This window comes from Bradyrhizobium guangdongense, assembly GCF_004114975.1.
Taxonomy (GTDB): Bacteria; Pseudomonadota; Alphaproteobacteria; order Rhizobiales; family Xanthobacteraceae; genus Bradyrhizobium; species Bradyrhizobium guangdongense.
Window position 1 is genome coordinate 6,285,711 of sequence record NZ_CP030051.1, and the last position, 17,576, is coordinate 6,303,286.

Annotated in this window: 17 protein-coding genes; 10 read left to right on the forward strand and 7 right to left on the reverse strand. The window is 63.9% G+C overall.

Annotated elements, in window-relative coordinates; genetic code table 11:
- Positions 1-8: 8 nt before the first annotated feature.
- The 7 genes from X265_RS29940 (at position 9) to X265_RS29975 (ending at position 6,557) form a co-directional block, all read left to right on the forward strand.
- On the forward strand, positions 9-1,340 hold the full coding sequence (locus X265_RS29940; protein WP_128968099.1) for a copper oxidase: 1,332 nt from the start codon (positions 9-11) through the stop codon (positions 1,338-1,340).
- A 12-nt stretch (positions 1,341-1,352) separates the two neighbouring features.
- A complete protein-coding gene (locus tag X265_RS29945) occupies positions 1,353-1,832 on the forward strand; it encodes a cupredoxin domain-containing protein (protein WP_373291704.1) in 480 nt (159 codons plus the stop codon).
- 16 nt (positions 1,833-1,848) lie between these two features.
- Positions 1,849-2,148, forward strand: coding sequence for a copper-binding protein (locus tag X265_RS29950; RefSeq protein WP_128968101.1), 300 nt, complete (start codon positions 1,849-1,851; stop codon positions 2,146-2,148).
- 344 nt (positions 2,149-2,492) lie between these two features.
- Complete coding sequence (gene flhA / locus X265_RS29960) at positions 2,493-4,634, forward strand: flagellar biosynthesis protein FlhA (protein WP_164938859.1); 2,142 nt, start codon at positions 2,493-2,495, stop codon at positions 4,632-4,634.
- A 294-nt stretch (positions 4,635-4,928) separates the two neighbouring features.
- A complete protein-coding gene (locus tag X265_RS29965; protein WP_092302175.1) occupies positions 4,929-5,129 on the forward strand; it encodes a hypothetical protein in 201 nt (66 codons plus the stop codon).
- Positions 5,130-5,342: 213 nt separating this feature from the next.
- Positions 5,343-6,077, forward strand: a complete 735-nt coding sequence (locus X265_RS29970) for a helix-turn-helix transcriptional regulator (RefSeq protein ID WP_128968103.1) — start codon at positions 5,343-5,345, stop codon at positions 6,075-6,077.
- 39 nt (positions 6,078-6,116) lie between these two features.
- The gene (locus tag X265_RS29975) at positions 6,117-6,557 is read left to right on the forward strand and encodes a DMT family transporter (protein WP_128968104.1); all 441 of its coding nucleotides are present in this window, start codon (positions 6,117-6,119) and stop codon (positions 6,555-6,557) included.
- A gap of 69 nt (positions 6,558-6,626) precedes the next feature.
- Here X265_RS29975 and X265_RS29980 read toward each other — a convergent pair whose 3' ends face one another.
- The 5 genes from X265_RS29980 to fliI form a co-directional block, all read right to left on the reverse strand.
- On the reverse strand, positions 6,627-7,586 hold the full coding sequence (locus tag X265_RS29980; protein ID WP_128968105.1) for a helix-turn-helix transcriptional regulator: 960 nt from the start codon (positions 7,584-7,586) through the stop codon (positions 6,627-6,629).
- A 298-nt stretch (positions 7,587-7,884) separates the two neighbouring features.
- On the reverse strand, positions 7,885-8,961 hold the full coding sequence (locus X265_RS29985; protein WP_128968106.1) for an anti-sigma factor: 1,077 nt from the start codon (positions 8,959-8,961) through the stop codon (positions 7,885-7,887).
- 75 nt (positions 8,962-9,036) lie between these two features.
- Complete coding sequence (locus tag X265_RS29990) at positions 9,037-9,582, reverse strand: sigma-70 family RNA polymerase sigma factor (RefSeq protein WP_128968107.1); 546 nt, start codon at positions 9,580-9,582, stop codon at positions 9,037-9,039.
- A gap of 314 nt (positions 9,583-9,896) precedes the next feature.
- A complete protein-coding gene (gene fliJ / locus X265_RS29995; protein ID WP_128968108.1) occupies positions 9,897-10,316 on the reverse strand; it encodes a flagellar export protein FliJ in 420 nt (139 codons plus the stop codon).
- 133 nt (positions 10,317-10,449) lie between these two features.
- A complete protein-coding gene (gene fliI / locus X265_RS30000) occupies positions 10,450-11,775 on the reverse strand; it encodes a flagellar protein export ATPase FliI (RefSeq protein ID WP_128968109.1) in 1,326 nt (441 codons plus the stop codon).
- A 444-nt stretch (positions 11,776-12,219) separates the two neighbouring features.
- On the opposite strand from fliI, the gene ctrA reads away from it, so the two are divergent.
- On the forward strand, positions 12,220-12,921 hold the full coding sequence (gene ctrA, locus X265_RS30005; protein ID WP_016848562.1) for a response regulator transcription factor CtrA: 702 nt from the start codon (positions 12,220-12,222) through the stop codon (positions 12,919-12,921).
- An 86-nt stretch (positions 12,922-13,007) separates the two neighbouring features.
- Here ctrA and X265_RS30010 read toward each other — a convergent pair whose 3' ends face one another.
- Both X265_RS30010 and X265_RS30015 read right to left on the reverse strand, forming a co-directional pair.
- On the reverse strand, positions 13,008-14,591 hold the full coding sequence (locus tag X265_RS30010) for a hypothetical protein (protein ID WP_128968110.1): 1,584 nt from the start codon (positions 14,589-14,591) through the stop codon (positions 13,008-13,010).
- Positions 14,592-14,667: 76 nt separating this feature from the next.
- Positions 14,668-16,485, reverse strand: a complete 1,818-nt coding sequence (locus X265_RS30015; protein ID WP_128968111.1) for a CHAT domain-containing tetratricopeptide repeat protein — start codon at positions 16,483-16,485, stop codon at positions 14,668-14,670.
- A 272-nt stretch (positions 16,486-16,757) separates the two neighbouring features.
- Here X265_RS30015 and X265_RS30020 point away from each other — a divergent pair, with 272 nt between their 5' ends.
- Together X265_RS30020 and X265_RS30025 are read left to right on the forward strand one after the other, a co-directional pair.
- Positions 16,758-17,162, forward strand: coding sequence for a DUF350 domain-containing protein (locus X265_RS30020; RefSeq protein WP_128968112.1), 405 nt, complete (start codon positions 16,758-16,760; stop codon positions 17,160-17,162).
- Position 17,163: 1 nt separating this feature from the next.
- Positions 17,164-17,574, forward strand: a complete 411-nt coding sequence (locus tag X265_RS30025) for a hypothetical protein (RefSeq protein WP_128968113.1) — start codon at positions 17,164-17,166, stop codon at positions 17,572-17,574.
- Positions 17,575-17,576: the final 2 nt, after the last annotated feature.

The following is a 17,576-nucleotide window of genomic DNA, read 5'->3' on the forward strand; positions in this document are numbered from 1 at the left end:
AGACCAGCATGTTTTCCCGTCGAGGATTTTTGGGAACCGCCGCACTCGTCGGCGCCGGCGCCATTCAAGGCCGAGTGCAAGCAGCATCGATTCCGGAGGCGCCGCACATGGACAAGGCGGTGATGCAGCCGCCGCTGCACCCCACTAGCGGTCCCGACTATCGCCCCGTTGTCACGCTCAATGGCTGGACACTGCCGTTCCGCATGAATGGCGACTGGAAGGAATTCCATCTCGTCGCCGAGCCCGTGGTGCGCGAATTCGCCGAAGGCATGAAGGTGAATTTGTGGGGCTACAACGGCCAATCGCCGGGCCCGACCATCGAGGCGGTCGAAGGCGACAAGGTCCGCATCTTCGTCACCAACCGCCTGCCCGAATACACCACCGTCCACTGGCACGGCATGATCATCCCGAGTGGCATGGACGGCGTCGGCGGACTGACCCAGCCGCACATTCAGCCCGGCAAGACCTTCGTCTACGAGTTCGAGATGAAGAAGAGCGGGACCTTCATGTACCACCCGCATTCCGACGAGATGGTGCAGATGGCGATGGGCATGATGGGCATGGTCGTCGTGCATCCGCGCGAGGCGACCTTCCGTCCCGTCGATCGTGACTTTGTCTTCGTGATGAGCACCTATCGCGTCGATCCCGGCACGTCTTTGCCGCACGTCAACGAGATGACCGATTTCAACATGTGGACCTGGAATGCGCGGGTGTTCCCCGGCATCGATCCGCTGCCGGTCCGACTCGGCGACAAGGTCCGCGTGCGCATCGGCAATCTCAGCATGACCAACCATCCGATCCATCTGCACGGCCACAGCTTTGCGGTGACCTGTACCGATGGCGGCTGGATTCCCGAGAGCGCGCAATATCCGGAGACGACCACCGACGTCCCGGTCGGCGCTGTCCGGGTGTTCGACGTCTTCGCCGACAATCCTGGCGACTGGGCGTTCCACTGTCACAAGTCGCATCACACCATGAATGCGATGGGGCACGATGTGCGCAACCTGATCGGCGTCTCGCGCAAGGATCTCGCCAGGGCGGTCGGCAAGCTCGCGCCCGATGCCATGGCGATGGGCTCGACCGGCATGGCGATGGGCAACATGGAGATGCCCACCCCCGACAACACGCTGCCGATGATGTCAGGCGCCGGCCAGTTCGGCCCGATCGAGATGGGCGGCATGTTCACGGTGATGAAGATCCGCGAGGACATGGCGCGCAACGATTACCGCGATCCCGGCCCCTATCGATTCCCGCAAGGCACCGTCGCCTACGAAGTCGCCTCACCGGGAACGGAGCCGGCGCGGCAACCCGCCGCGCCGATACAGAAGATGAAGATGTAAGTGAGCGTTTCGATGAACCCCCAACCGGAGACTTCAATGACAAGAACAATCGGCATCTTGCTGGCGCTGGCCGCGCTCGCGGTCGCACCCGCGCTCGCCCATGAGGGACATGGCCATCACGGCTTCTCGGCCGGCGAGCCCGGCGATGCCAGCAAGCCGGCCCGCACCGTCGAGATTGCGATGAGCGAGATGTCCTACGAACCGTCGAAGATCGAGGTGAAGCGCGGCGAGCAAATCCGCTTCGTGCTGCGCAATGTCGGCAGGGAGGATCACGAATTCCTGCTCGCCACACCCAGGGAGAATCTCGCGCATGCCGAGGTGATGAAGAAGCATCCGCACATGGAGCACGACGATCCGAACGGGGTGCGGCTCGCGCCGAACAAGACAGCCGAGATCGTCTGGAAGTTCACCAAATCAGGCACCTTCGAATTTTCCTGCCTGATCCCCGACCACCGCGACTACGGCATGGTCGGCCACGTCACCGTGAAATGAAGCAGTGGAGACCAATATGAACCCGATCATCCGCATCACCGCAGTGCTCGCGCTGACGCTGGGCCTGACCGCGGGCGCGCTCGCGCAAGCCGCTTCCATCAATGGCGAGGTCAAGAAGATCGACGAGAGCGCCGGCAAGATCACGCTCAAGCATGGCGCGGCCAAAAGCCTCGGCATGGATGACCCCATGACCATGGTCTACCGCGTCAAGGACCCCGCCATGCTCAAGCAGGTGAAGGTCGGCGATAAGGTGACCTTCGAAGCCGAGGAAGCGGCCTCGGGCTACACCGTGACCAAGATACAAAAGGCGAAATAAGGTCCTTCGGTCATTCCGGGGCGCGCGTAGCGCGAGCCCGGAATCCATTCATCCACCAACTCAGCCGCCCGATGGATTCCGGGCTCGCCCTCCGGGCGCGCCGGAATGACGGTCCAAAGCCCCGAAATACCCCCGGGCCTGACCGCCTTCCACCCCCTCCGTTAACCCTTTGCTAACCATACACCCGGCAAGAATTGCCGGGTGAAGTCGAGTGTCGTCAGCCGCGTAAAACGGGAGCTCCCGTGGACGCCAGTGCGGTGCCTCACTTTCGGAACGGCGGCCCATCGGCCGCCGCGCAGACGTTTGGGGCGCGCGGACGGCAGTCGCGCGGGGAGGCAGCTACCATGGTCGACGTCACCGCGGGACAGGGCGTAGGCGCAGGGAAACCCGGCATCCCCTCCGTCTCCGAGATCGTCACGATCCTCAAGCGCGGCGATATCGCGCTGGCGCTCGGCATCCTCACCATCCTGGTGGTGCTGATCCTGCCGCTGCCCGCGATCGTGCTCGACCTGTTCCTGGCGATCTCGATCACGCTCTCGATCCTGATCCTGATGACCTCGCTGTTCATCCAGGCGCCGCTGGAATTCTCCGCCTTCCCGACCATCCTCCTGATCTCGACCATGCTGCGCCTGTCGCTCAACATGGCTTCGACCCGCCTGATCCTGTCGCACGGGCACGAGGGCACGGATGCCGCCGGTCACGTCATCGAGGCCTTCGGCAGCTTCGTGATGGGCGGCAATTTCGTCATCGGCATCATCGTCTTCGCGATCCTGATCATCGTCAATTTCGTCGTCATCACCAAGGGTTCGGGCCGTATCGCAGAAGTCGCCGCCCGCTTCCACCTGGACGCCATGCCCGGCAAGCAGATGGCGATCGACGCCGACCTGTCCGCCGGACTGATCGACGAAAAGGTCGCCAAGGAGCGCCGCAAGGCCCTGGAGGACGAAAGCGGCTTCTTCGGCGCCATGGACGGTGCCTCGAAGTTCGTACGCGGCGATGCCATCGCGGGCCTCCTCATCGTTTTCATCAACGTCGTCGGCGGCATGATCATTGGCGTCGCGCAGCAGGGCCTGTCCTTTGCCGACGCGGGCCGGAGCTATACGCTGCTGACCGTCGGTGACGGCCTCGTCACCCAGGTGCCGGCGCTGATCGTCTCGACCGCGGCCGGCCTGCTCGTCTCCAAGGCCGGTGTCTCCGGCGCGGCCGACAAGGCGCTGATGAAGCAGTTCTCGGGCTATCCGCAGGCGCTGGCGATGTCCTCGGCGGTGATGCTGGTACTGGCGGCGCTGCCCGGCATTCCGACCATCCCCTTCCTCGCGCTCGGCGCCGGCGCCGGCGCGCTGGCCTGGACCGCGCGCAACCACAAGCGCACCGCCGTCAAGGCCGAGGAAGCCGCCAAGGCCGCGCCCGCCCCGGGTCAACCCGGCGCGCCGGGCGCTGCGGCCGCGGACGAGCCGATCTCCGCGGCGTTGAAGATCGACGACCTCAAGATCGAGCTCGGCTATGCGCTGCTGCCACTGGTCAATGGCCCCGACGGCACCGACCGGCTCACCGAGCAGATCAAGGCGCTGCGCCGTTCGCTGGCGATCGAGATGGGCTTCGTCATGCCGGCGGTGCGCATCCTCGACAACGTCCAGCTCGAGGCCAACACCTACATCATCAAGATCAAGGAAGTCGACGCCGGTACCGGCAAGATCTGGCCCAACCAGTTCATGGTCATGGACCCCGGCGGCAGCCAGGTGCAGGTGCCCGGCATCCACACCACCGAGCCGACCTTCGGCCTGCCCGCAACCTGGGTCGACGCCAGCCTCAAGGAGGAGGCCTCGCTCAAAGGCTACACCGTCGTCGATGCCGCGACGGTGCTCTCGACCCACCTCACCGAGCTGCTCAAGGCCAACATGTCGGATCTGCTCTCTTATGGCGAGGTGCAGAAGCTGCTCAAGGAGCTGCCGAAGGAGCAGAGCGAGCTGGTCAAGGACATCGTGCCGGCGCAGGTTACGGTTTCCGGCATCCAGCGCGTGCTGCAGCTGCTGCTTGCCGAGCGCATCTCGATCCGCGACCTCTCGACCATCCTCGAAGGCATCGCCGACTCGCTCGCCTTCTCGCGCAACCCCGCGAGCATGGTCGAGCATGTCCGCGCCCGGCTGGCGCGGCAGATCTGCGCCCAAAACACCTCCTATGCCGGCTATCTGCCGCTGATCGCGCTGTCGGCGAAATGGGAGCAGGCCTTTGCCGAATCCATCATCGGCCAGGGCGAGGAGCGCAGCCTCGCGATGCAGCCCTCGAAGCTCTCGGAATTCATGACCGCCGTACGCGAGGCTTTCGAGCGCGCCGCCCGCGAAGGCGAGGCGCCGGTGCTGGTCACCTCTGCGGCAATTCGTCCCTTCGTCCGGTCGCTGGTCGAACGGTTCCGCGCTCAGACGACCGTGCTGTCGCAGGCCGAAATCCATCCCAGGGCGAGGCTGAAAACGGTCGGAAGCGTCTGATTTGCCTTAATAAGCCGTGTGTTTTTCGGCCACAGGCAAATGGTTTTTGAGTTCCTGGCGCCTGATCGACCAAACGTTGACAAGGCGCCTTACGAGCAGATTACATCATTGAAACAATTGCATAATTAGGCGATCGCGACAGGATTTTGATCGCGATCTTTCACGTCATATCACGCTCTTGTGATGGCCACTTGGGAACGAATCCCCCCAATACTAGGTTGTTGGGCACCGGAAGCATGAACCTGTCTGAACGGGCTGGCGACTACTTCGGGTAGATGGCGGCAGGAGGCTTCCATGAACCACTCGATCTACAGCGCAGATCGCTCGACCCACCTGAAGATTGTGGTCGTGGCCCTCGTCGCAGGGATCGCAGTCGCTGGCTTCGGCATCACGGCACGCACGGGTTCGGATGACGGCCTGACCCAGACTGCCCGCGTCATCAAGGCCGGCAAGCCGGTTGTGATCACCAGCTCGAACGCAACGCTCGTTCGCTGAGGAGATTTTGAGTTTTAAGGAATTCACGCGGCTCTTTACCAGCCCCCCAAAGTCGCCACGTGGATATGTAGACGACCCCAACCCCAAGTCGACTACAGAAAGCGCCCGCCCCCCACGGGCGCTTTCTCATGTCCGGGGTATGCTATTCATCGGTGAGCACGACGAATCCACACCGTCTTGGCCACCGAGACAAAATCATCTTATGAACCACCGATGTCTGACACGTGGACCTATCGCCCGTGGGCAACTGATCCGCTGATTGAAGTCGGCCGGCTTGCGGCGGCGAAGCCGATCGCGCTCGCCTGCCACGTTCACCCTGACGTTCAGATCTCTGCCGTCAGAACAGGATGGCGGGTCTATGCTACCTCGTTCGGAGAATTCCGCGCGACTGCTGGCGACATCGTGGTCATCCCGGGAGGCGTCCCCCATTCCTCGCATGGAGGCGAGGGATCCATCGTGACTCATCTGTATGTATCGAGCGCTCATAGGGCCGTGCGTGGCGTTGCAAGGCCGCAGCGCCTACGCCATCCACGCGCGATTTCGCCGGCGGATTTGCTCGATGCGGTTGGCGGGGCTGATTTGAGAGATGAGGAGCGATTTTCGACGACTTCAGACCTGGCGAAGTTGGTCCTGTCCAACGATCTCGAAATCCGCGCGATGGCTGAACGGTCGGGCTATTCGAGCGACGGGTTCATTCGGGCTTTCAAGCGTCAGATAGGAATGACACCTGGCGCCTACCGCTTGGCGATGCGTTTGGCAGCGTCCCGGGCGCGGCTTAAGCAAGGCGACACCGTCGCGGACGTTGCCTATGCCGGGCTCTTCGCCGACCAGAGCCATTTCGGAAGGCATTTTCGGCGCGCTTACGGGGTGACGCCAGCCGCTTACCGCATCGGTTTCGCAGTCGGGCGGTCGATTTCGTTCCAGACGCAGCGTGGCGGAGACGCTTAAGGTATTCGCTCCTCGCTCTTACGAGCCTGAAGGAGCCGCATGAATTACCTCACACCTCTCTTTGTCCTGGCCGCAGGCTTCAGCCTCGCTCTTCAACAAGTGCTGAATGCAAGCCTCGGCAGCGCCTTGCAATCGGCGCGGTGGAGCGCATTGGTCAGCTATTGTGGAGGGACCATCGCCCTGCTGCTGCTGCTCGTTACCGTCCGCGAACCGATTCCCGATGCAGCGCTCGCCGGACGCGCTCATTGGATGGCATGGACGGGCGGTGTCTTCGGCGCGACGTTCATTGCCACCAGCATCTACATGGTGCCACGACTTGGGGTGACGACGGTGGCAACGCTCATCATCGTCGGCCAATTGCTGAGCTCACTGGCCTTCGACCAGTTCGGCTTCTTCGGCTTGCCGCGGCAACCAATCACGATGCTTCGCGGGATCGGCGTTTTGTGCCTCATCACCGGCGTTACGCTTGTGCGCGGGTAGTTCGTGCGCCACCGATCGAAGCAAGGCCGCGTGTCAACGATGGCTATCGCGCGTAACAGAAATCGGGATTCAGGCCTCGCGCAGTTCCGACGGTGTCGCACCGAAGCGCTTGCGGAAGGCGCGGTTGAAATAGGACAGATCGGAGAAGCCCGAAGAATGCGCGATGTCGCTGATCTTGCGCGCCCGCGCGCGGGGATCGCCGAGCAGTTTTCGCGCCAGAAGCAGACGCTGCTCCAGCACGAATTCGGTGAAGGTGGTACCGGCCTGCTCGAACAGCCGTTGCGCCTGGCGCGGGCTGAGGCCTGAGCGGGTTGCGACCTCCGACAGACAGAGGTCGTTGCGGCCGAGGGCGGCCATGACGTCGGCGCGCATGAGATCGAGCCGGGCCGCCGCATGGCCCCGACCGCGTGCGAGCGCAGCGTGCTCTGCGTCCGTGCCGAGCAGGAGACCGACGAGATCGACCATGTGCTGCGCGGTGAGGCGCTGGCCGACGGCGTCGAGATGCGGAGCGTGATGCGCGGCAAGCGCGTGATAGCGGAAGATCGTTTCGGCGACCGCGCCGTCCGACAGCACCTGCGACAGCTTCTCCTCGGCGCGCGGATTGATGTCGAGCAGCGCGCGGCGTGGCATGCGGATGGTGGTGAAGCGGTTCTCGTCGGTGTGGCCGACGCTGCCGGTGATGCCCATGTCGGCCAGCACCATCTGCTCCGGCGCGAGTTCGACGGTATGACCGTTCTGCCGGACGCTGACCAGGCCGGCATGCGCGGCGATCAGCACGAGATCGTCGCTGCCGTCGGCAAGGCCGCTCTGCGTGCGGGAATATTGCGCTGAGGCCCCTTCGGGAAGGCCGAGCGCGATGTTGCCGACCACGCTGACCTGCAACCGGCAATCGATGCTGTCGCCGTGGCTCGGCCCGATCTCGAGGCCGCAGGAGCCCAGGGCTCTATCGCGCCAATGTTCGAACGCCGGCCCGTGCGGCAGGCCTGCATATTGGTGGATAAAGATGCCCGGCGGCTTGGCTGCATCCATCTGATTTCTAGCCCCTCTGCGGCACCGTGATCGGCCGTGCCGACTGCAAATTCCGGGCATTTGACGCCGCGAAACGGACGGAGGTTCAAATCGGGGCTGGATTTGGCGGGACTTGTCGGATTGCGACGGCAAAATGGACCGTGGCGACGTTGCTGAGATTCGTGCAGAGCCATTGCGGTCATACCCGCGCAGGCGGGGTATCCAGTACGCCGCGGCTCATCGACTTCATCACAGCCGTCTCGGAGTACTGGATCGCCCGGTCAAGCCGGGCGATGACAGCCCGCCCTTACACGCGGCTCTACCTCTTCACGGGCGCCTGCGGCTGGGACGGCGGTACGGTCTCGATCAGCTTGCCGGAAAACACCGGCGCCGAACTCGGCTGGCCGTTGGGCGAGCCGCCCGAGGGCTCGACCGTGACCGCATAGGTCGCGCCGTTGACGAGGTCGGCATCATAGCCGGCGAGCACCGGACGCGCCGTGAAGTCGCCATTGCCGATCACGCCCAGCGAGCGCGGGCGCGGCAGCCTGTCGGAGATCAGCCAGAGCTCATAGCTCTTGCCCGGCTCTGGCATCGCGCCGACCTTGCGCACGGTGAAATTCCTGGTCGCCCCGTCGATGGTGAGGATGAAGGCGGGACCGCCGCCCTGGGCCTGCAACAGGGCAACGTATTGCGCCGTCGAGGACAGCGGCGCGGCGGGTGTCTTGACCTCGACCGTCTGGATGCGCGGTGCCGGCCGTAGGACGCCGGGCAGCGCATCGGGCAGGAAGACCTGAAGCGACAGCGTCACCAGCAGCGCGGCCGCGAGCGCGCCCACCGCCGAGGCGATCGTGCGCCAGCGCTTCACGCGGCTCTCGAGCAGGACAACGTTTCCGTCGTCGACACCAGTCGCCTGCAATACGGGTGCGACGCTCGGATCTGGCGCATGGGTCTGCGGCACGAATTGCGGCGGGAAGATCGGAATGGCGTCGGAGCTTGATGGCGACGGCTCCGATGGCTGCGCATCCGGGGACGAAGCGTCCGGCGCAGGGGCCTCCGGCGTTGAAGGCTTGGGCGATGAAGCTTCCGACACTGACGGCGGCGCATCCGACAGCGCCGGCGGATGTTGGGACGATTGAGGGGACGCGACTTCCGACGATTCTTGCGTCGATGCGCTCAGCGCGATCTCCCGCTTGATGTTCTCCCACACGATCGGCCGCGGCTCGATCGTGCCGACCATCTGGTTGAGAACGCCGAGCCGGAATTCCCAAGCGCGCACGATTGCGGAAAACTCCTCATCCACCGCCATCATGGTCGCGACCTGCCCGCGTTCGTCGGCATCGAGGGTACCGAGCGCATATTCCGCGGCCAGCGCGATATGGTCCTCGCTGTAGGCCATTCAGCTGCTTTCACCTCTCCCTATGGGAGCGGTGAAGAAAGAACACTGCGCTAACACGTGCACCCTCATCATCTTCTAAAGTCCGAGGCACTGCCGGATATCGAGCATGCTGCGCCGGAGCCACGTCTTCACCGTGTTGACGGGCGCTGCGAATTTCTGCGCCAATTGCTCGCGGCTCCAGCCGTTATAGTACGCGAGAAGCACCAGCCGCTGCCGGTCCGGCTCGAGCCGGCCGATACATTCCAACAGCCGCTTCAGCTCCTCGGTCATCTCCCGGCGCGCCAGCGGATCGGCGCTTTCGGCGGCGACCTCCATCGCCTGCGGCTCTTCCTCCAGGGAGGCTTCCGTCTTCTTGCGCACGATATCGATGGCGCGGTTGCGCGCGATCGACGCCATCCACGTGATTGGCGATGACATCGTCGGATTGAACTGGCCGGCACTGTTCCAGATCTTGACGTAGGTCTCCTGAATGACCTCCTCTGCGAGATCCTGTCGGCGCAAGATACGGAGCACGACGCCATAGAGTTTCGCACGCGTGGCGGCGTAGAGGCGCTCGAACGCGGCAGAATCGCGCTTCGCCACCGCCTCAATCAGCCCGACCAGCTCTGCTGGCGTCAGCATTCAGCCCCCCAACGCGCGACGCGTCGTCTCTCTTCACCTCTCCCCGACGGGCAGAGGTCGATTTGCGCAGCAAATCGGGTGAGGGGGCGAAGGGCTAACGGGAGACCGTCCCCCCTCACCCGGCGCTCCGCGCCGACCTCTCCCAAAGGGAGAGGTGGACACCGCCGTCGCTGACACAGCTCCCACCACCATAGCGCGCGGCCAAGCCCGCCACCAAGGGGCCGGGCGCCACACTGTGGACAGCGCATGCAAAAACCCGGACCTTGCAGGTCCGGGCTGGCAAATTCGCAAGGATTTTTGAAGCGGGCGGCCGCTTACGCGACGGCGCCGATGCGGGAGCGCATCAAGCCGATGCTGTCCATGTCGGCCTGCTCGCGGGCGTTTTCTTCGGCGCGCTCGCGGGCCTGGTCTCGCTCGTCCAGGAGCTCGACCTTCTTCAGCTCCTCGAAAGCTTCGCCGAGCGCGGCCTTGGCTTCCTCGAGCTGGCCCTTCAGCTCGTCGGCCGAGCGGGTCAGGTTCTCGCGGCGCTGGATGGCAGCCTTGGCGTAGGTCGGATAGGCGAAATGCGAGGGATCGTTGATCCCGGCGCGGTCCTGCTCGGTCTGGATCTCGCGTTCGAGATCGACCGACATCCGCTGGAAGTCGGCGATCATGGACTCGATCTGGGCGACCCGGCGGCGCTTCTCGTCGACCTGAAACTTCTTCAGGCGGATGAGGGTATCACGTGACTTCATCGACTCGTACTCCCCAGAAGTCCCTTGGCTGCAAGACATACACACATTGGGACGGCACCGGTCTCCCCACAGGCCCTGATAGGACCCAGACCGGCTCTGCTACTCTGTGGGAACGGATGATGACGCGACAAAGTTAGCGTTCCGTTTCCAAATTCCCGAGGATTTGCGCCAATTGGCGGTAGCCGTCGGCCAGCGAGGCGTTTTCGTCCTTGCGCTGCCGCAAGAAGGCCTCCAGCGGCTCGTGCAGGCGGATCGCCTCGTCGACCTCGGGGCTGGAGCCGGCCCGGTAGGCGCCGAGGCGGATCAGCTCTTCCATGTCGGCATAGGTCGCCATCACCGTCCGCGCCTTCTGGATGACCGGCCAGAACTGCGGATCCGCCGATTTCGGCATGGTGCGCGACACTGATTTGAGGATGTTGATGGCGGGGTAGCGGCCGCGCTCGGCGATCGCGCGCTCCATCACGATGTGACCATCGAGGATGCCGCGAACCGCGTCCGCGATCGGCTCGTTATGATCGTCGCCGTCGACCAGCACCGTGAAGATCGCGGTGATAGCGCCCTCTCCGAGGCCGGGTCCGGCGCGCTCGAGCAGCTTCGGCAGCTCGGTGAAGACCGTCGGCGTGTAGCCCTTGGCGGTCGGCGGCTCGCCGGCGGACAGGCCGATCTCGCGCTGGGCCATGGCAAAGCGCGTCACCGAATCCATCAGGCAGAGAACGTCCTGACCCTCGTCGCGAAAATATTCGGCGATCGCGAGCGTCAGATACGCGGCCTGCCGACGCATCAGGGCCGGCTCGTCGGAGGTCGCGACCACTACGACGGAGCGCGCGAGGCCTTCCTCGCCGAGATCGTCCTGCAGGAATTCCTGCACCTCGCGGCCGCGTTCGCCGATCAGTCCGATGACGCTGATGGCGGCATCGACGTTGCGCGCGAGCATCGAGAGCAGCACCGATTTGCCGACGCCGGAGCCTGCGAAGATGCCCATGCGCTGGCCGCGGCAACAGGTGAGAAAGGTGTTCATCGCACGCACGCCGAGATCGAGCGGGCTGCCTACGCGCTTGCGCGAATGCGCCGGCGGCGGCGTATTGCGGAACGGCATCGGCGAAGCGCCTTGCGGCAACGGCCCCTTGCCGTCGATCGGCTCGCCCAGCGCGTTGACGACACGCCCGAGCCAGGCCGGCGACGGACGCACCAGATTGGCGGCATTGGCGATGACGGCCTTGCAGCCGCGACGCACGCCCTCGAGTCCGGCGAACGGCATCACGACAGCGTTGCTGCCGGAGAAGCCGATCACCTCGCAGGGGATCGAACGGTTGGCGCCGGTCTCGATCACGAGCCGCGCGCCGACCGACATCGCGTGGATCGGTCCGGCGACCTCGACCATCAAGCCGCGCACGCCGACCACACGGCCATAGATGTTGACGCCGTCGATATCGCCGATCTGTTCGGCAAGAGCTTTCATTGACCGGCCTTCATCGAACAGCCTTCATAAGGGGGCCTTCACAGCAGCGCACGCCTTCATGATTCGGCGTTGACCGCGAAACTCTTAAGTTTCGCCATATTTCTGAACGGCGCTTAACTCCGTGTTTACCCGCATCGTTAATCATTGCGTCACTGTCTTTGTGACTGAGCGTGGCTCCCCTTCAGAAGAAGGCTGAGTCGCGGGAGTCGGTTAGGCCCGTCTCTTAAAGTGGAACTTGAACGGAAACGGATAACGAAAGCTGCTTCGCGCACAAGACCTTAGGGCGATTCGACAAAAATTGCACCCGGGGGGACTTGCGTTCCAGAATCAGGATTTGTTAACCATCTGTTGTCAGGATCCGAATCAGTTGTTCAAAGGCGTTTTGTTGAGTGCCGCGAATGCGGCCGACCTGACGCCCAGGAGCGGCGACTATGGGGAACTGGCATGCGCGTTTTGCTGATTGAAGATGACAGCGCCGTCGCGCAGTCGATCGAGCTGATGCTGAAGTCTGAGAGCTTCAACGTCTACACGACCGATTTGGGGGAAGAAGGCGTCGATCTCGGTAAATTATACGATTACGACATTATCCTTCTCGACCTCAATCTGCCCGACATGTCCGGTTACGACGTGCTCAAGCAGCTTCGGGTCTCCAAGATCAAGACACCGATCCTGATCCTCTCCGGCCTCGCCGGCATCGAGGACAAGGTTAAGGGTCTCGGCGTCGGCGCCGACGACTACATGACCAAACCCTTCCACAAGGACGAGCTGGTTGCCCGCATCCACGCGATCGTGCGCCGCTCCAAGGGTCACGCCCAGTCGGTCATCCAGACCGGCGACCTCGTCGTCAACCTCGACACCAAGACTGTCGAAGTCGGCGGCCAGCGCGTGCACCTGACCGGCAAGGAGTACCAGATGCTGGAGCTGCTCTCGCTCCGCAAGGGTACGACCCTGACCAAGGAAATGTTCCTCAACCACCTCTATGGCGGCATGGACGAGCCCGAGCTGAAGATCATCGACGTCTTCATCTGCAAGCTCCGCAAGAAGCTGGCCAACGCTTCCGAGGGACGCAACTTCATCGAGACCGTGTGGGGCCGCGGCTACGTGCTGCGCGAGCCGCATGAGGCCGACGAGCGTATTCCCGCCTGATCCGTTTACGTCGCGAGCCGCCTCGGTTTCGCTCCTCCCAGCCTGGACCCCGCCGCAAATGGCGGGGTTTTGTTTTTGGGGCCGCCTCAGATGCCGGCGAGCGACGGCGTCGCGAAGTCCGGCTTCCACACCGGGCTGCGCGCGGCCGCCTCGCGCAGCCGGCCGATCATCGCGTAGCCGATGATGAAGCCGAACGCGAAGGTCGGCAGCACGAAGGACAGCAGGAACGCGCCCCCGGAGACCCGGTCGACGATCTCCATCACCGGCATCGAGATGAACTGGTGGATCGCGAGCAGCAGCCACAACATCACCGTCATGCCGGCACCAAACACGAGACCGTCGCGCATCCGCCGCGTCTTGCGCGACCGCCTGCCCCAGGTCGAATCCTGCACCAGCAGCGCGGTCATCGCGCCGATGCCCCAGGGAAAGATCAGCAGCGGCAGATCGCGCAGCACGACGTCGGGATAGGATCGATCGGGAAACTGATAGACATCGAACGTCGCCTGGATCGGAAAGAAAATAAGGGCGCTGCAGAGCCCTATCGACAGGATGAATCCGACCGGAAGGCGGCCGAAGATGGTCTCGTTGGCGAAGCCGTAATAGCGCTTGAAATAGTAGACCAGCCAGAAATTCAGGATGAACTGCAGGGGAGTCGTTACCAGCGTCCGCAGCATGCCGGCGGCCTGATCTCCGGGCACGTGAATGATCTTGCCAGATCCAAGCAGCCACAGAAGGCACCAGCCGAAGGTGAAGGCCGCAACGGTCATCACGAACTTCCCGATTCCGGCCGGGGGCGGCTCCAGCGTGAAGCCGATCGCGCCCAGCCTGCGCTGGCTTCGCGCCAGCGTCCATTCGCCGGCGAGCGCGGCGCGTGCGGCAAACAGCAGGAGATTGTTGAGCAGGGAATCCATGTCCTTGCGCAGATCCTCCAGCATGCATCCCGCCGCGGTCTGGGCGGCCAGCTGCAGCTGGCTGACCACGGTGTGACGGGTCGAGAGCTTGTCGAGCGCCTGCCAGTCGTCAGGCTCGACATGGCTGTCCTCCATGATCGCACCATAGATCTCGGCGCTGCTCTTGAGCACGCGGACGGTACGGAAGCAGAGCTGGTCATAGACCGCGAGCAGCTCCGCATGGAGATCGGAATTGCGCTCCATGAAGGCCTGATGCTCGCCGGCCCAGCGCTCGAAATGCAGCATCAGCGCCGAGATCTTGAGGAAGCGCGACTGAATCGCGGTCGATTGCGTGGCGCGGAAATCGTCGATCTGGTAGCCGACCCTGGACAGCTTGCGCTGCAGGCTCGGCATGTCGTCCGGATCGACCTGGAACGGCGCTGCAGCCAGCGTCTCGCGCAGCGCGAGTGCGCGGGCGGGAATGCCGGCCAGCTCCTGGCAGAATTTCCGCCACGCCTTCGGCGCGACCGGAACGAGCCAGGCGAACATCAAGAGCCATACCGCGGCGAGAGGCGACAGCTTCTCGGGGAGAATGGTGTAGAGCAGCAGGAACGGCGTGACGAACACGGCGAGGCCGAACAGGAACAGCGGCCGCGTCGTGAACGAGCGGGTGCCCTTCAGCGTATGAAACCTGAACCAATAGAACAGCACGACCAGCAGCGGTCCGCCGAAGGACTCGAAGATCGCATTCAAGGGTTCGACGACATGAGCAAGCGGCACGATGAACTCCTATTGCTAGGGTTCTCTGTTGAAAGGCGCGCCGGATATCGCGACACCCGGCGACCCGCGTGAAGCGTCACGCAGCCTGAGCGACCATCCTGGCCTTCTGGACCAGGAGATCGATGTTGTCCGGAGCCAGCGCGATCGCGCTGTCCATATCGTTCTGGGCCTTCGCCACGTCCTTGATCTGGGCATAGGCATTGGCCCGCGACACCAGATATTTCGGCTCGTTCTCGTTGGTCGAGATCGCCGTGCCGAAGGCCTTGATCGCCTCCTCGACATAGCCGCGCTTGTCGTCGGTGCCGGCGGCGGTCATGCTGACGATGCCCTTGATCCAGTAGAACTCCGCGCTCCCCGGCTTGAGCTTGATCGCCTCGGTGATGTCGCTGAGCGCATTCTCGTAGAGGCCGACCGTCACGTTGAAATTGGCGCGGCGCACGAAATATTCCGGCCTCGTCGGGTCGAGCTTGAGCATGTAGGCGAAGCTCGCCGCCGCCTTCGGAATCTGCTTCTGCTTGTGCTGAAGCGTGCCGAGATCGAAATAAACTCTTGCGAGCCGGGCCGAGAGCTCGGCATCGTCGGCCAGGAGGCCGTGAAGCTCCTGTCCGCGCCGGGTCAGGTCCTCGAGCGCCTCGATGGTCGTCGGGGCAACCAGCAGCGCCTCCATGAAGTCGTCGCGGCGCTGTTGCAGAAGCTCCTTCGAAGGGCGCGCCGCCTCGGGCGGAGGCGCCAGCGGCTGCGGCGCTTCGACGTCGAAGATCCGGCCGTCCGGCGAGCGCATATAGAGGACCGGAATGCCCCACTCGACCCGCGACTTCTCCTGGATGAATTTGCGCGCCAACGTCACCGCGTCGTCGATCGGGCGGTTGCCGGCGAGAGCGGCGTAAAAGCCTTCCGACATCGAGATCGCGGCATTGTCGGTAATCGGAAACTGCATCGCGACCACGGCGGGCAGCCATCCCGTCTTCATCAGTCCGATCGCCGGATTGCCGAAGCGGTCGCCGACATTGATCCTCGCGCTCTCGCAGCAATTGAGCACGATCAGCCGCAGGCTGCGCCGCGCGCCCGTGAGCATCATCGCAAGGTCCGAGGCGAACTTCTTCACCGGCTTGCCGTCCTCGTCGACCATCACAACGAAGCCGCTGGCACCGGCGCCGGGCGAGGCTTCCTCGACCCCGCCATGCCCGATGAAGTGGAAGATGTGCCATTCGCCTTCGAGCAGCTTCTTCATCAGGTCCTTTCCGGTGCCGCCGGTGACCCACTGGAAGTCGACCTTGCCCTCGTGCTGGAGCGCATCGATGCCCTTGTTGATGCGGTCGCGCTCCTTGACGACGTTGAGCTTCGGCCATTCGCTGGTCGAGGGATCGGCGATCATGCCGAGAATGCGCAACGGTCCCTTGACGCCCATCCGGCTGACGCCGCCCGCCGTCTCGAGATAACGCACGATCGGGCGCGTGAGGCTGACGAAGCCCGGCATGTCGTCTTCGTCGTAGAGATATTCCCAGGGCAGCCCGGCGAGGTCGGCGGCCTCGATGCGCAGCTTGATTCGCAGATCCTGCGCCGCGCCCTTGCTGCGCTCGTAGATCCGCTGGATCGACGGCACGTCGGTGAAGACGCTGCGGAACACGCCGCGGCCGAAATCCCGCAGCACCTGCTCGCCGCGCGTGGTCGGGCCCTCGCGATTCTTCTCGTCGATTTCGAGGACGGCGCTTTCCAGCTCACCGCGCAGCTTGGCCAGTTCGCCGGGCGCTGAGAACCAGAACTTGACCTGGCTCTTCGGCGCCTCGCCGGCCGGCGATCTGACGACGCGGCCGTAATATTGCTGAGGACCTCCGCCCACCGGCAGATCGGAGCCGATCTCGAGCTCGAAATCTTCGTATTCGGCAACAGGCATTTTGAGCCTCACTCAACAAGATCTTGATCGGAAGAAGCATCTCTCGAATGAGCGCGGCGGTCGAAACCGGGGCGGCCGCAAAAACAATGTCCCATACTATCACACACAACCTCGAGACGCATTTGTGAAGCACGTCTCATGCGACCCGAAAATTTGTGCGCCGCCCGGCGCGCACAGGACCAGACTCGTTTCTGGGGATCGAACCAGAAGGCCCGGTGCGGCGACTAAGCCATCGTGCCAGAATTCGCCGGCGCCAATTTCGGACCACTCCCATGATCCTGCAATCGCTCGCCGGCCTGCCAGCCTTCCTGGTCTATTTCTGCACCGGGCTGATCGCGATAGTGGCATATCTGTTCGTCTACACGCGGATCACACCGCATAACGAGTTCCAGCTCATTCGTGACAACGATCCTGCCGCAGCGATCGCGCTCGGCCTCAGCCTGCTCGGCTTCGTGGCCCCGCTGTTCAGCGCGATTGCACATTCGGCCAATGTGCTGGATTGCCTGATCTGGGCCGCAATCGCGCTGATCGTGCAGGTCGCCGTGTTCTACATCGTGAAGATCCCGGTGCCGAACCTGTCAGGGCGGATCGCCGCCGGCGAACTCGCGCCGGCGATCTGGCTCGGCCTGTCCTCGCTCGCCGCGGGCCTCCTCAACGCCGCCTGCATGATTTACTGATATGGCCAACAATCCTCCCAGCAAGGAGTTCGGCAAGCGCCGGCCGCGCATGCCGGCGGACCTGCCCCTGCCGCCGCAGGAGCCGGTGAAGCGCTCGGGCCATGTCGCGCTGCTGGTGATGGGCACGATCGCGGTCGGCACCACCGCCTTCACCCTGATGCCGCGGCGAAACTGCGATCCCACACCCGCCGGGACGACAATCCCCGGCGCGGTGGCGCCTGCGCAGACGAACACCAATTGCAGCAGGAGCTCGTCCGGTGGCAGCGGCTCGCACTGGTCGTCCCGGTCCAGCTTTTACAGCAGCGACTCCTCCAATCATTCCTCGTCGGGCGGCTCGTCCGACGCAGGCTCCGGCGGCGTCAGCCGCGGCGGCTTCGGCTCGTTTGCGCATGCGTTCTCGGGCGGCGGCTGACA